The following is a 13,884-nucleotide window of genomic DNA, read 5'->3' on the forward strand; positions in this document are numbered from 1 at the left end:
CTCGGTGATGGCGTAGCGCTTGCGGTCGGGGCCGTCGCCCGCCTCGATCGCCTCGACTTCCACGAGCCCGTTCCTCAGCAGGCGGGACATCGTCGAGTAGACCTGGCCGTAGTGCAGCGGCCGGTCGTGACCGAACTTCTCGTCGAAGGCCCGCTTCAGGTCGTAGCCGTGACGCGGGCCGGACTCCAGGAGTCCCAAAAGGGTGTGACCGATGGACATGAGAAGCACTGTACACACGGTGTATACGCAGCATGTATACGCGGAGTGTCCACTGCGTGGCGAGGGGTGCGATCCCGCAGGTGGGGACCGATTGTCACGGTTCTGCCACGACACCGGCTCGCCTGGTCCCGCCCGCCCGGGCCCGGCGACCGCCCGTACCCCGACGGCCCTCAGGTCCGGCGGCCTCCAGCCCCAAGCGGTCCTCGGACCTGGCAACCCTCAGGTCCGACGACCCGAGGTCCAGGTTCCTCAGGCCGACGGGGGTCCGGGGGCGGAGCCCCCGGGTGGGCGGCCGCGGCGGGGCAGGGGGCCCGTGTCCCCGGGCAGTCGTCCGGCCTCCGCCAGGGCGCGGCGGAGCAGGAACTCGATCTGGGCGTTGGCCGAGCGCAGTTCGTCCGAGGCCCACCGGGCGATCGCGTCGTGGACCGACGGGTCCAGCCGCAGCAGCACCTGCTTGCGCTGCTGCGGCCTGCGCCTGGGGGAGGGCCCCTCCTCGGCAGCCGTCACTGGTAGAGCGTCCCGGTGTTCAGCACCGGCTGCGCCGCCCGGTCGCCGCAGAGCACCACCATCAGGTTCGACACCATCGCCGCCTTCCGCTCCTCGTCCAGTTCCACGATGTCCCGCTCGGACATGCGGGCGAGCGCCGCCTCGACCATGCCGACCGCGCCGTCCACGATCTGGCGCCGGGCCGCCACGACCGCGCCGGCCTGCTGCCGCTGGAGCATCGCCGAGGCGATCTCGGGGGCGTAGGCCAGGTGCGTGAAGCGGGACTCGATGATCTGCACTCCGGCCGCCTCCACGCGCGCGTGCAGTTCGACGGCGAGCTTCTCGGTGATCTCCTCGGCGTTGCCGCGCAGGGAGAGGCCGTCCTCCTCGTGGGCGTCGTACGGGTACTCGATGGCGATGTGGCGTACGGCCGCCTCGGTCTGGGTGGAGACGAACTCCAGGAAGTCGTCCACCTCGAAGGTGGCCTGCGCGGTGTCCCGTACCTTCCAGACGACGACCGCGGCGAGTTCTATCGGGTTGCCGTAGGCGTCGTTGACCTTCAGCACGGCGGTCTCGTGGTTGCGGACGCGGGTGGAGATCTTCTCCCGGGAGGTGAACGGGTTCACCCAGCGCAGCCCGTCCTCGCGGATCGTGCCCCGGTAGCGGCCGAAGAGCTGCACCACCCGCGCCTCGCCCGGCGCGACCATGTTCAGCCCGCTCATCGCGAGCAGCGCGGCGATGCCGGTCAGGATGCCCACGACGATCAGCGCGGCCTTGGCGCCGGTCGCCGTGACCATCGCGCCGCCCGCGACCAGCGCCACCGCGACCAGCACTCCGAGCAGGCCCAGCAGCAGGGCGAGTCCGCCCCCGATGCTGTGCGCCGGGAACTCGCGCACCCGCGGCTCGGGCATGTCGGGCAGGCCGGTGGTGGACGTGGAGTCCTGCAGTGGTTGTGCGGACATGGCGGGTCCCCCCGTTCTCGTACGGCCGGTGAGCCGTCGACTCATAGCGTCTGTCTAGCTAAGTGATATCACTTTTTCGCGCCATGACAACCCTGTGGGCGTATGGAGCGTCGGTTCTTCCGGGGCAGGTGCTCATTCTCACGTCCGATAAGGGGTGAATCGGGGGGCCTTTGCCACAGACGTCGGTGTTAGCTTTCTGAGCTGACCTGCACCCACGTGAGTGACTGCCGAGACGGAAGCGGAGCGGACGGACCCATGGGACGAGCGGAAGAGAGACGAGCGCGGCAGCGCGGGGGCCGCCGCGCGGCGCCCAGGAGCTCGTCCGGGGCACCGGCGGCCGGCATCGGCTCCGCCGAAGGCGGCAGGGCCGCGGCGCGCAGGGCCGCATCCCGGCCGGCCGGGAGGAAGGGCGGCATACGCCGGCTGTTCACCTGGAGGAAGATCCTCGGCACGTTCTTCGGTGTCTGCCTGCTGGGCATCGGCGCCTTCATCGTGCTGTACCTGGTGGTGGACGTACCCGAGGGCAACGCCGATGCGACACGCCAGAGCAACGTCTACAAGTACAGCGACGGCACGATCCTGGCCCGTACCGGCGAGGTCAACCGCGAGATGGTGGACCTGGACAGGGTGCCCAAGGCCGTCCAGCACTGTTTCGTCGCGGCCGAGAACAAGTCCTTCTACACCGACAACGGCGTCGACCTGAAGGGCACCGCCCGCGGTCTGCTCAACACGCTGTCGGGCAAGGGCGCGCAGGGCGGGTCGACGATCACCCAGCAGTACGTCAAGAACTTCTACCTCAACCAGGACCAGACCGTCACACGCAAGGTGAATGAACTGGTCATCTCGTTGAAGGTGGACCAGAAGATGTCGAAGGACGAGATCCTCGCCGGGTACATCAACACCAGCTACTACGGCCGGGGCGCCTACGGCATCCAGGCCGCCGCGCAGGCCTACTACCACGTCGACGCCAAGAAACTCAGCGTCGAGCAGGGCGCCTACCTCGCCGCCCTGATGCAGGCCCCGAGCCAGTACGACTGGGCCGTCGCGAGCGACAACGGCAAGGAACTCGTCAAGAACCGCTGGAACTACGTGCTCGACAACATGGTCGAGCAGAACTGGCTGAACGCCGCCGAGCGGCAGACCATGAAGTTCCCCGTCCCCAAGGAACCCCGGCCCGCTCCCGGGCAGGAGGGCCAGAAGGGCTACCTGATCGCGCTCGCCAACCGCCAGCTCGCGCAGCAGCTGATGAAGGACCAGGGCCTGACCCAGGGCCAGGCGGAGCAGGCGGTCGACGGCCAGGGCTGGAACATCACCCTGAACATTGACAAGAAGAAGCAGGCCGCGCTGGAGAAGGCGGTCACGTCGCAGCTGACCGGCAAACTGGACCCGAAGGAGCGCAAGGTCGACGGGCACGTCCAGGCCGGCGCCGTCTCCGTCGACGCGAAGACCGGGCACATCGTCGCCCTGTACGGCGGCGAGGACTACTTCAAGCACTACCTGAGCAACGCGACCCGGTCCGACTACCAGCCCGCCTCCACCTTCAAGCCGGTGATCCTGGCCGCGGCCCTGGAGCACGACGCCAAGACCCAGGACGGCCAGCCGATCGCGGCGAACACGATCTACGACGGCACCAGCGGACGCCAGGTCGTGGACCACGGCACCAAGGTCGGCTTCGGGCCGCCCAACGAGGACGACCAGAACTACGGCGACATCACCGTCCAGACGGCCATGAACAAGTCGGTCAACTCCGCCTTCGCGCAGATGGGCATCGACGTGGGCATGGAGCGGGTGATGGGCGTCGCCGGCAAGCTCGGCATGGACACCAAGGGCATGCAGGCGGTCCCCGCCCAGACGCTGGGCTCCATGGGCGCGAGCCCGCTGGAGATGGCCGGGATCTACGCCACGTTCGCCAACCACGGCGAGAAGGTCACCCCGACCATCGTCAAGTCGGCCGAGCAGCGGGACCGTACGGTCAAGATGCCCGACCCGATCGGTGACCAGGTCATCGGCCGCCAGGCCGCCGACACGGTCACCTCGGTGCTGACCGGCGTGGTCGACGACGGTACGGCCCAGAAGTCGGTGCGGGACAACCCGCGGCGCAACGGCCAGCAGGTCGCGGGCAAGACGGGTACGTCCGACGAGAACAGGTCCGCCTGGTTCGTCGGCTACACGCCGAACCTGGTCACCGCGGTGGGCCTGTTCGGCGAGGACCTGAAGCAGAACGGCAAGCACGTCCCGCTGTACGGGACGGGTGGCGAGCCGCGTGTCAACGGCGGTGGCTTCCCGGCCCAGATCTGGGCCGAGTACACCTTCGGTGTGATGGGTCAGATCAGCAAGTTCGACCTGGACACCAAGCAGGGTGCCGCGGTCCAGCCCTCGGAGAGCCCGTCGCCCAGCGAGTCGCCCAGCGAGAGCCCGTCCGAGTCGCCCACCACCAGTGCCCCGCCGGTGTCGGAGACGCCGAGCGAGATTCCCAGCCAGTCCACCTCGTCGCCGCCTCCCAGCCAGAGCCCGTCGCAGTCCCCGAGCGACAGCCCGCCGGCCAGGGAGCCGACGGACGACACCACCGCCACCACCGACAGCCTGCTCAACCTCAACGGTCAGTGAGCGGCACGAAGGGGCGCCCGGTCCGTCCGGGCGCCCCTTCGGCGTGCTGAGCCGTGCCGAGTCGTACTGAGCCGTGCTGATCGTCCTGGTGCCGGTCAGCGGGCCTGGTCGTTCCCGGCCGAGTGGTTGAGCTCGAACCAGACCACCTTGCCCGTGCTCAACCGCGTCGCGCCCCAGCGCCGGGCCAGCTTGTTCACCAGGTACAGTCCGCGGCCGCCCTCGTCCGTGGCGCGGGCCTGGCGCATGCGCGGCAGTTGCGGCACGTCGTCGCCGACCTCGCAGCGCAGTACGTCGGTGCGCAGCAGACGGAGGGTGACCGGGCGGGAGGCGTAGCGCACGGCATTGGTGACGACCTCGCTGACCAGCAGCTCCACGGAGTCGGTGAGCTCCTCCAGACCCCAGCGGACCAGTGCCTGCCGGGCCAGGCGGCGGGCCTGGCCGGGGGCGGAGTCCTCCGGCTCCAGGGACCAGTACGCCGCGTCGCTCGGCGCGATCCCGTCGAAGCGGGCGGCGAGCAGCGCGATGTCGTCGTCCCGGTCGCCCGGACCCAGCATGTCCAGGATCTCGTCGCACAGGGCTTCCAGCGGCGGCGGATGGTCGGGGCCGGTGAGCTGCGCGGTCGCCGACAGCCTCTCGCGCAGCTGCTCTATGCCCGTCCACACGTCCCTCAGGCGCGACTCGACCAGGCCGTCGGTGTAGAGCAGCAGGGTCGCGCCGGCCGGGGCGTCCAGTTCCACGGCCTCGAAGTCGACCCCGCCGACACCGATCGGCGCGCCCGCCGGCACCCGCAGCACCTCCGACCGGCCGCCCAGGTGCAGCAGCACGGGCGGCGGGTGGCCGGCGTTGGCGATGGTGATGCGGTGCGCGACGGGGTCGTAGACGGCGTACATGCAGGTCGCCATGCGGTCGGTGCCCAGGCGCTGCGCCTGCTCGTCGAGGTGGTGCAGCACCTCCTGCGGCGGCAGGTCGAGCCCGGCCAGGGTCTGCGCGGTCGTCCGCAGCTGCCCCATGATCGCGGCCGAGGTCATGGAGTGGCCCATGACGTCACCGACGACGAGGGCGACCCGGCTGCCGGGCAGCGGGATCGCGTCGTACCAGTCGCCGCCCACCCGCGCGGTCTCCGCGGCGGGCAGGTAGCGCGAGGCCAGCCGTACGCCCGTGGGGTGGGGCAGCGTCTCGGGCAGCATCGTGCGCTGCAGCTCGTCGGCGATGTACGCCTCACGGCCGTACAGCACCGCCTTGTCGATGCCCAGCGCGCTGTGCGTGGCGAGCTGGGCGGCTACCAGCAGGTCGTCGGGCTCGAACGGATGGCGCTCCGGGCGGCGCAGGAACAGCGCGGCACCGATGACGCGGCGCCGGCCGCGCAGCGGGGCGAGAATGGTGCGCTGCCCGTCGGGCACCGCCAACTCGGATCCCTCGCCGAGGAGTTCGGTGAGGGCCACCTGGGCGGACGCCGTGTCCGTGAACACCGGCCGTACGCCCCGCAGCACCTCGCCCAGCGCGCTGCCCGGCCGTACCTCGCACAGCTCGTTGGTCACCACCGACAGCTCCGCCGGCTGCTCCGGCACCGGCGGCGGCACGTACACGCCGTCGGTGTCGCGCTCCGACGGGATCCGGTCGGAGCGGCGCAGCCGCAGCACGAGCGGGCCCGTGGGCCGCTCGTCGCCCACCGGCAGCGGTTCGCGCAGATAGACGAGGATGGCGTCGGAGAAGGTCGGCACGGTGGCCCGGCACAGGCCCATGACGATCTCGTCGAGGTCCATGCCGCGCGCGATGCGTCGCGTGGCCGCCCCCACGAACCGCAGCCGGTCCCCGTCCCGCCGCATGGGCGACGGCCGGCCGGGCGGCAGCCCCCGGCCGGTACGGCGTTCCTTGCCGCCGGGGGGCAGACCGCGCCGGGCCCTGCGGTCCCGGCCGCCGGGGGACGCGCCGTCGCCGGTCCCGTGGTCCGCGCTCCCGCCTTTGCCGGTCCCGTCCTCGCCCTTGCCGGCCCCGTCACCGCTCGCCCCGCCCTCGGCGGACTCCGCCTCGGCCGTCATGGCCGCCGCGTCCGGCTGGGCCGGGATGCCTTCCGGCGCGGGACGCGGACGGTGGGCGCCGGGCTCGGCGGACGCGGACTGGGAGTGCTCGGACCCGGCGGCGCGGGACTGTTGCGGTAACGCCGAGGCGGCCGGGGAACGCAGGAGTGCCCCACGGGTGTCCGTGGGGTCGGCGCCCGCCTGGGGGCGTTCGAAGGAGGTCGGCTGCTCCGTCACGCGTGTCGAATCCATCCGTCCGGGGCCGCGCGCCGGGCGCGCAGTTCGTCCCGCCGAAGACCCAATACCCGGAATACATGCCCCAGGAACGGATTTCCGGCGTGGTCAGAGGTTGTTCCTGTGCAACCGGCGAACCGTTCGCGGCCCGCACGGGTGTTGCCGTCGTACCCCTCGCTCACGTCCTGCCGCCCCTCGGTGACGTCCGGTCAGACCCGGCCCGCGGTCCGGGAGTTGCTCCTGATCCCTGTTCGATCGTTCCGATTGTTGCGGAGGACGATCCTACGTTTCCCGCCCGGGTGCGCATCAAGGGCCTCATGAGGCCATGTGCGCGGACGTACGGTCCCAGTCGTCCGGGAGTGACGGTACCGCCCAGGCGGGGTCCGGGCGCCACTGCTGCCAGGACTCGCAGAACGGGGACCGCCAGGCGCGGATCACCTCCACGGCGTCCCTGCCGGCGGCCTCGACCCGCTCGGCGAGCCCGGCGTCCACCAGCCCGTCGCGCCGTGCCTGCGCGAACTCGTCCTCGTCGCGCCAGTGCCAACTGCGGTCCGGATGCACGGAGATGTCCAGAAAGTGGTCCTCGGAGTCGACTCCGCCCGCCCAGCGGGCGAGCGGCTCCTCCAGGTTGACGTACCAGTTCTTGAACCGCCAGCCCGGTTCCCAGAACAGCCACACCGACCAGGGCTCGCCGGGCCGGGCCAGCTTCAGCACGCCGGTGCCGGACCAGCGGTCGCGCCGCACGGTCCGCGGCTTGGTGTAGCGCGACGCGAGCGGTTCCAGGTGGACGGGGGTGCCGTCGGCGAGCACGGGTTTGACGCACTCGGTGCCGGGCGCCATCCACACGGCGAGCAGGTCCGGGTCGTCCCGTACGACGGTGACGGGGCGCGCGATGTGGAAGCGCGCGCCACCGTTCTCCCGGTACCGCCACAGGATCTGGCTGCCCCGGGCCCAGCGGGCCGTCGCACCGCCCGCGGCCGCGCGTGTGGTCGCTCCGTCGTCTGCCATGAGCAGATTTTAGGTGCCCGGGGCACCTGATGCCGCCGAAGGCGTCACGGATCCACGCCCGGACGGCAGGTGCCGAGGTGCCACGGGTGTGTGTCACGGGTGTGTCATCCGCAGGACGTCCAGCGCCTCGTCGAGCTGTTCGGCCGTGAGCTGCCCGCGCTCGACGTACCCGCTCTCGACGACGACCTGGCGGATGGTCTTCCGCTCGGCCAGCGCCTTCTTGGCGACCTTCGCCGCCTCCTCGTACCCGATGTACTTGTTGAGCGGGGTGACGACGGAAGGGGAGGACTCGGCGTACTCGCGGGCGCGCTCCCGGTGGGCGACGATCCCGTCCACGGTGCGGTCGGCGAGCAGCCGGGAGGCGTTGGCCAGCAGCCGGACGGACTCCAGGACATTTTTGGCCATGACCGGGAGCATGACGTTGAGCTCGAAGTTGCCGGAGGCGCCGGCGGTGGCGACGGTGGTGTCGTTGCCGGTGACCTGGGCGCAGACCATGAGGACGGCCTCGGGGACGACCGGGTTGACCTTCCCCGGCATGATGGACGACCCCGGCTGCAGATCGGGCAGGGAGATCTCGGCGAGCCCGGTCCGGGGGCCGGAGGCCATCCACCGCAGATCGTTGGCGATCTTCGTCAGCCCCACGGCGATGGTGCGCAGCTGCCCGCTGGTCTCGACGATGCCGTCCTGGGCGCCCTGCGCCTCGAAGTGGTCGCGGGCCTCGGTGAGCGGGAGCCCGGTGGCGCGGGCGACCTCCCGGATGACGGCGGCGGAGAACCCGGGCGGGGTGTTGATGCCGGTGCCGACCGCGGTCCCGCCGAGCGGCAGTTCGGCGAGCCGGGGCAGGGAGGAGTGCAGCCGCTCGACCCCGTACCGCATCTGGGCGGCGTACCCGGCGAACTCCTGACCGAGGGTCACGGGCGTGGCGTCCATGAGGTGCGTCCGCCCGGACTTCACCACGTCGGCGAACTCCTCGGCCTTGCGGGTGAGGGCGGCCGCGAGGTGCTCCAGGGCGGGGATCAGGTCGCGGGTGACGGCGGCGGTGGCGGCGATGTGGAGGGAGGAGGGGAAGACGTCGTTGGACGACTGCGACGCGTTGACGTGGTCGTTGGGGTGCACGTCCCGCCCGAGCCGCTCGCTCGCGAGGGTGGCGATGACCTCGTTGGCGTTCATGTTGGAGGAGGTCCCGGACCCGGTCTGGAACACGTCGACGGGGAAGTGCTCGTCCCACTTCCCCTCGGCGACCTCCTCCGCCGCCGCCCGGATCGCCCCGGCGATGTCCCCGTCGAGCACGCCGAGCTCCGCGTTGACCTTGGCTGCGGCACCCTTGATCCGCGCCAGCGCCTCGATGTGCGCGCGCTCGATCCGCTGCCCGGAGACGGGAAAGTTCTCCACGGCGCGCTGCGTCTGCGCGCGCCACTTGGCGTCGGCGGGGACCCGCACCTCGCCCATGGAGTCGTGCTCGACGCGGTAGCGCCGGTCGTCGTCCGTGGTCGTCATCGTCGTACCTCCGAAGTTCACGGCAGTGGTGCCGGCCGGGTGTGTTCCTGCCGGCTCCCCGTTGACAGCATCCCGCCCGGGTACCCGGAACGGGCTCCGCCCCGCCGCGAGGAGGCGGCGGGGCGGAGCCCGTGCGGGGCCGGCGCCGGCCGGGTGCCCCGGAGGGCCGCGCCGTCGACCAGGAGGCCCGTCCGCGGGGACGCGTCCTCACCGGCCGTGGGGGGAGACGGCCACCCGGCGGCCCGCGTCGCCGTCGGGTCGACCGGGCGCCGCACGTGTCCGCTGCGGGCGTCGGCGCCGGACGGTGTGGCGAGCGTGCTGCCGCCCGCCTCGACCGTGGACCTGGCGTCCCGGGTTCCCGGTGGCGGTTTACACGGCCTGCTGCCAGAGGGTGTGGGCGATGCCGTCGGCCGCGCGGTCCAGGCCGGTGGTGTTGATGTTGGTGAGGGTGTCGCAGGACCGGTGGTAGCAGGGGTCGTAGGAGGCGTTGGCCGTGCCGCCCCACTTGGCGGCCTGCGTCGACGTCTTGCGGGCGCTGGCGCCCATCGCGTAACCGGAGGTGGGTATGCCGGCCTGCTCGAAGGGGTAGTCGTCGCTGCGCCCGGCGCCCTCGGTGTTCTCCTCGGGCCGCAGGCCCAGCGAGTCCCAGTACGCCTTCATCGGCGCGGCGGCCGACGAGGTGATGTGGTTGATGAAGTAGCCACCGTTGGTCGAGGCGACCATGTCGAAGTTGTAGTACGCCCGGATCGTGGCGCGCTGGGCCGAGGACAGCGAACGGACGTAGAACTTCGAGCCGTTGAGACCCTGCTCCTCGTCGGTCCACCAGGCGAAGCGGACCCGGTTGCGCAGGGTGGGGTTCTGCTGCGCCAGGGTCAGGGCGTTCTCGAGGAGCGCGGCCGAGCCGGAGCCGTTGTCGTTCATGCCGGGGCCCGCCGAGACGCTGTCGAGGTGGGCGCCGAACATGTACACGTTGTTCGCGTCGCCGCGCGGCCACTCGGCGATCAGGTTGGGACCCGCTCCGCTGGTGCAGCCGGAGGTGCAGGGCTGCTCGGTGACGGTGTAGCCGGCCGCCTGCAGCTTGCCCTTCACGTAGGCGACGGAGTCGCGGTAGCCCTGGGTGGTGGAGCGGCGGTTGCCGCCGTTGCGGCCGGCGATGGCGCTGAACTCGCTCAGGTGCGCCCGCACCTTGGTCACGTCGATGTCGGGCGCGGCGATCGCGTTCACGGTGGTGGACCGGCCCGTGTCCGCGGGGGCCTGCGTCTGCCGGGCGTCTGCCGGGGCGGCGGCTGCGGCTGCGGCGGGGAGTGTTCCGCAGCCGAGCGCGACGGCGAGGGAGAAGCTTGCCACGGCGAGTCGTCGTCTCACTCTGTCTCCTTCGGGAAGTGGCCGTGGGGTGGCCACGTGGAACCTGACATGGCATGCGCATGCCGAGTTGGCGAGAAGACTCACAGTGGAAGTTGAGAGAGTCAACGAAAAAGGCGCCCGTGCGGGCAGGTTGTCCAAAAAAGGAACATGACGTCCGCCATCCGGACGCGCGGGCGCCCGTGGCCGGCCGACGGGCCTTCACCGGGCCCGTGGTGAGGAGGCGTCAGGTGACCGGCGCGACGTGACCGTGGACGGCGGCGCCGATCCGCCGCAGCCGGCCGGGGGCGGGGTGCGGGCGGCGGGCGGTGGCGGGCGGAACGGCAGGGGCCGGCCCGGGTGACACCCGGACCGGCCCCGAGGACGCCGGCGGAGGCGTTATGCCAGTCCCGGTCCCCGCACCGGGATGGTCGTGAACGTCGGCTGCGGCGCCGGGTCGGTGAAGAAGTCGTTCCCCTTGTCGTCGACGACGACGAACGCCGGGAAGTCCTCCACCTCGATCTTCCAGACCGCCTCCATGCCGAGCTCCTCGTACTCCAGGACCTCGACCTTCTTGATGCAGTCCTGGGCCAGCCGGGCCGCGGGCCCACCGATGGACCCCAGGTAGAAGCCGCCGTGCGCGGCACACGCGTCCGTGACCTGCTTGCTGCGGTTCCCCTTGGCCAGCATCACCTTCGAACCCCCCGCCGCCTGGAACTGCTCGACGTAGGAGTCCATCCGCCCGGCCGTGGTCGGCCCGAACGAGCCCGAGGCGTAGCCCTCGGGGGTCTTCGCCGGCCCGGCGTAGTACACCGGGTGGTCCTTGAGGTACTGCGGCATGCCCTCGCCCGCGTCCAGCCGCTCCTTGATCTTCGCGTGGGCGATGTCCCGCGCCACGACCAGCGGACCGGTCAGCGACAGCCGGGTCTTGACGGGGTACTTCGTCAGCTCCGCGAGGATCTCGTCCATCGGCCGGTTCAGGTCGATCTCCACGACGTTGTCGTCGGACAGGTGCGCGTCCGTCGTCTCCGGCAGGAACCGCGCCGGGTCCTTCTCCAGCTGCTCCAGGAACACACCCTCGGGCGTGATCTTCGCCAGCGCCTGCCGGTCCGCCGAGCAGGACACCGCGAGCGCGACCGGGCAGGACGCGCCGTGCCGCGGCAGGCGCACCACGCGCACGTCGTGGCAGAAGTACTTGCCGCCGAACTGCGCCCCGATGCCGATCTTCTGCGTCAGCTCGAAGACCTTCTCCTCCAGCTCCTTGTCCCGGAAGCCGTGACCGAGCGGCGAGCCCTCGGCCGGCAGGTTGTCCAGGTAGTGCGCGGAGGCGTACTTCGCGGTCTTCAGCGCGTACTCGGCCGACGTACCGCCGACCACGATCGCCAGGTGGTACGGCGGGCACGCGGCCGTGCCCAGCGAACGGATCTTCTCCTCCAGGAACTTCATCATGGAGGCCTCGTTCAGGACGGCCTTCGTCTCCTGGTACAGGAAGGACTTGTTGGCCGAGCCGCCGCCCTTGGCCATGAACAGGAACTTGTAGGCGTCGCCGTCCGTCGCGTACAGCTCGATCTGCGCGGGGAGGTTGGAGCCGGTGTTCCTCTCCTCCCACATGGTGAGCGGAGCCATCTGCGAGTAGCGCAGGTTCAGCCTGGTGTAGGCGTCGTGGATGCCCCGGGACAGGGCCTTCTCGTCCTCGCCCGCGGTCAGCACGTTCTGCCCGCGCTTGCCCATCACGATCGCCGTACCGGTGTCCTGGCACATGGGCAGCACGCCCGCGGCGGCGATGTTGGCGTTCTTGAGCAGGTCCAGGGCGACGAACTTGTCGTTCGCCGACGCCTCGGGGTCGTCGATGATGCGGCGCAGCTGGGCGAGGTGGGCCGGGCGCAGGTAGTGCTGGATGTCGCGGACGGCCTCCTCGGCCAGCTTGCGCAGCGCCTCCGGCTCGACCTTGAGGAACGTACGCCCGTCGGGCCCCTCGACGGTGGAGACGCCCTCGGACGTCACCAGCCGGTACGGGGTGGTGTCCTCACCCTGGGGGAGCAGATCGGTGTACGCGAACTCCGGCATCGCAGTCCATTCCTCACTCGACAGACGGCCGCCCGCCGACGCCGGCGGGCACCAACCAGCGTAGGACCTGCCACTGGCGGCGAACCTGTGAGGTCCGGCTCACCCCACCTCACCTCCACCTCAGCCCCGCCCCGCCTCACCCCCGCCCCGGCCCTCGGCGCGACCCGCCCGTCCACACCCCTGGTCGCGATCTATCGCGTTTCGGTACCCTGCTGCCGTGGACCTTCAGAAGCAGACCGAACCGCGCGCGGCCGCGGCCCCCGCCCCCGCGCCCGTCGCCGAGCTGCGGGCCTCGGACGCCGACCGTGACCGTATCGCCGACATCCTGCGCGAGGCCCTCGCCGAGGGCCGTCTGACCGCCGACGAGCACGCCGAGCGGGTCGAGGGGGTGCTGAGCGCCAAGACGGTCGGCGAGCTGGAGGTCTTCATCCAGGACCTGCCCGCCGCCCACCAGGGCCGTACGGCTCCGGCGTACACCCCCGCGCCGAACCGCCCGGCGGCGGGCGCGATACCCCCCGTCGCCGACGAGAACGTGGTGGCGGTGTTCAGCGCGGCCTCGCGCAAGGGCCGCTGGCGCGCCGGACGCAGGCTGCACGCGTACGCGGTCTTCGGCAGTGTGGAGATCGACCTCAGCGAGGCGGTCTTCGAGTACCAGCAGGTCGTGATCAAGGCCGTCTCGGTCTTCGGCGACGTGCAGGTCCGCGTCCCGGAGAACGTGTCGCTGCGCGGCACCGGCGGCGGCGTCCTCGGCAACTTCGAGGTGGTCACGCTGGACTCGGCCGAGTCCGAGGCACCCGTTGTCTACGTCGACGGCTGGGCCGTCATGGGCAACGTCGAGGCGCGGCCCAAGCGGGGCAAGTTCGTCGCGGACATCCTCGACCGGGTGCAGCGCAAGGTCGACAAGCGTCTGCGCAAGCACCTCTGACCGGCCTCCGGTCAGGACCGGCCCCCGACCGACCGCACGGTCCGGAACTCAGTGCATAGGCGCGCGCACAGCGGGTAGGCCTTGCTGCATCGTCTCTCGGAGCACCCTCCAGCTCGCGAAGCCGTCGTCAGGACGTCAGGAGAAGACCGTGCCGCAACCGCCGCATTCGTCCCTGCAGGTAGCTGCCGTTCCGGCCCAGCGGGTGCCGGCGCGAGACAGGGAACAGGACGTGCCCTGGCACACCGAGGCGGTGTGCCGGCGCGACGAGGCCGGCCTGTTCTTCGCGCCCTCCAAGGAGCCCACCGCCGCCCGGCTGTCCCGGGAGGAGGCGGCCAAGCGGGTCTGCGCGCGCTGCCCGGTCATGGTCGAGTGCCGCGAGCACGCGCTGCTGCAACCCGAGCCCTACGGTGTCTGGGGCGGCCTCACCGCCGCCGAGCGCCGTGTCGTCCTGGCCCGGCGCCGCCGCCGCGACCTGGAGCTGAAGAAGGCGGCCCGTACGACGGGGCGCATAGCGGCGGCC

At 71.4% G+C, this 13,884-nt stretch carries 11 protein-coding genes; 3 read left to right on the top strand and 8 right to left on the bottom strand.

Annotated features, from left to right (window positions below):
- The 3 genes from RH94_RS42250 to RH94_RS03895 all read right to left on the bottom strand — a co-directional run.
- The coding region (locus RH94_RS42250; RefSeq protein ID WP_234425515.1) for a PadR family transcriptional regulator at nucleotides 1-219 on the bottom strand (219 nt) is incomplete at its 3' end.
- Between the two features lie 249 nt (nucleotides 220-468).
- Nucleotides 469-726, bottom strand: a complete 258-nt coding sequence (locus tag RH94_RS03890) for a hypothetical protein (protein ID WP_199880862.1) — start codon at nucleotides 724-726, stop codon at nucleotides 469-471.
- Nucleotides 723-1,667 (bottom strand): SPFH domain-containing protein, encoded by a 945-nt coding sequence (locus RH94_RS03895; RefSeq protein WP_073946241.1) that lies wholly within the window; start codon nucleotides 1,665-1,667, stop codon nucleotides 723-725. Before RH94_RS03895 ends, RH94_RS03890 begins: the two co-directional genes overlap by 4 nt.
- 255 nt (nucleotides 1,668-1,922) lie before the next feature.
- On the opposite strand from RH94_RS03895, the gene RH94_RS03900 reads away from it, so the two are divergent.
- Complete coding sequence (locus tag RH94_RS03900; protein WP_073946242.1) at nucleotides 1,923-4,274, top strand: transglycosylase domain-containing protein; 2,352 nt, start codon at nucleotides 1,923-1,925, stop codon at nucleotides 4,272-4,274.
- A 95-nt stretch (nucleotides 4,275-4,369) separates the two neighbouring features.
- Here the strand turns inward: RH94_RS03900 and RH94_RS03905 are convergent, their stop codons facing one another.
- From RH94_RS03905 to RH94_RS03925, 5 genes are all read right to left on the bottom strand, one after another.
- Complete coding sequence (locus RH94_RS03905; protein ID WP_073946243.1) at nucleotides 4,370-6,529, bottom strand: ATP-binding SpoIIE family protein phosphatase; 2,160 nt, start codon at nucleotides 6,527-6,529, stop codon at nucleotides 4,370-4,372.
- A gap of 312 nt (nucleotides 6,530-6,841) precedes the next feature.
- Nucleotides 6,842-7,534: a cytidylyl-2-hydroxypropylphosphonate hydrolase gene (gene fomD, locus RH94_RS03910; RefSeq protein ID WP_073946244.1), complete on the bottom strand. Its 693-nt coding sequence runs from the start codon at nucleotides 7,532-7,534 to the stop codon at nucleotides 6,842-6,844.
- Nucleotides 7,535-7,627: 93 nt separating this feature from the next.
- Nucleotides 7,628-9,031 (bottom strand): class II fumarate hydratase, encoded by a 1,404-nt coding sequence (locus RH94_RS03915; protein WP_073946301.1) that lies wholly within the window; start codon nucleotides 9,029-9,031, stop codon nucleotides 7,628-7,630.
- Nucleotides 9,032-9,400: 369 nt separating this feature from the next.
- Entirely contained in the window at nucleotides 9,401-10,396 is a 996-nt protein-coding gene (locus RH94_RS03920; protein WP_073946245.1) for a M28 family metallopeptidase, read from the bottom strand.
- A gap of 375 nt (nucleotides 10,397-10,771) precedes the next feature.
- The gene (locus RH94_RS03925; protein ID WP_073946246.1) at nucleotides 10,772-12,439 is read right to left on the bottom strand and encodes a fumarate hydratase; all 1,668 of its coding nucleotides are present in this window, start codon (nucleotides 12,437-12,439) and stop codon (nucleotides 10,772-10,774) included.
- A gap of 217 nt (nucleotides 12,440-12,656) precedes the next feature.
- Between RH94_RS03925 and RH94_RS03930 the strand changes: the two genes are divergently transcribed.
- Both RH94_RS03930 and RH94_RS03935 read left to right on the top strand, forming a co-directional pair.
- Nucleotides 12,657-13,364, top strand: a complete 708-nt coding sequence (locus RH94_RS03930) for a DUF1707 SHOCT-like domain-containing protein (protein ID WP_073946247.1) — start codon at nucleotides 12,657-12,659, stop codon at nucleotides 13,362-13,364.
- Nucleotides 13,365-13,512: 148 nt separating this feature from the next.
- On the top strand, nucleotides 13,513-13,884 hold a 372-nt coding region (locus tag RH94_RS03935; RefSeq protein WP_073946248.1), incomplete at its 3' end, for a WhiB family transcriptional regulator.

The organism is Streptomyces kebangsaanensis (assembly GCF_001906585.1).
Classification (GTDB): domain Bacteria; phylum Actinomycetota; class Actinomycetes; order Streptomycetales; family Streptomycetaceae; genus Streptomyces; species Streptomyces kebangsaanensis.

What these genes read in the sequence shown, in the direction of transcription:
- RH94_RS03895 (WP_073946241.1), bottom strand. Translation starts at nt 1,667, where the DNA reads ATGTCCGCACAACCACTGCAGGACTCCACGTCCACCACCGGCCTGCCC.
- RH94_RS03900 (WP_073946242.1), top strand. Translation starts at nt 1,923, where the DNA reads ATGGGACGAGCGGAAGAGAGACGAGCGCGGCAGCGCGGGGGCCGCCGC.
- fomD (WP_073946244.1), bottom strand. Translation starts at nt 7,534, where the DNA reads ATGGCAGACGACGGAGCGACCACACGCGCGGCCGCGGGCGGTGCGACG.
- RH94_RS03915 (WP_073946301.1), bottom strand. Translation starts at nt 9,031, where the DNA reads ATGACGACCACGGACGACGACCGGCGCTACCGCGTCGAGCACGACTCC.
- RH94_RS03925 (WP_073946246.1), bottom strand. Translation starts at nt 12,439, where the DNA reads ATGCCGGAGTTCGCGTACACCGATCTGCTCCCCCAGGGTGAGGACACC.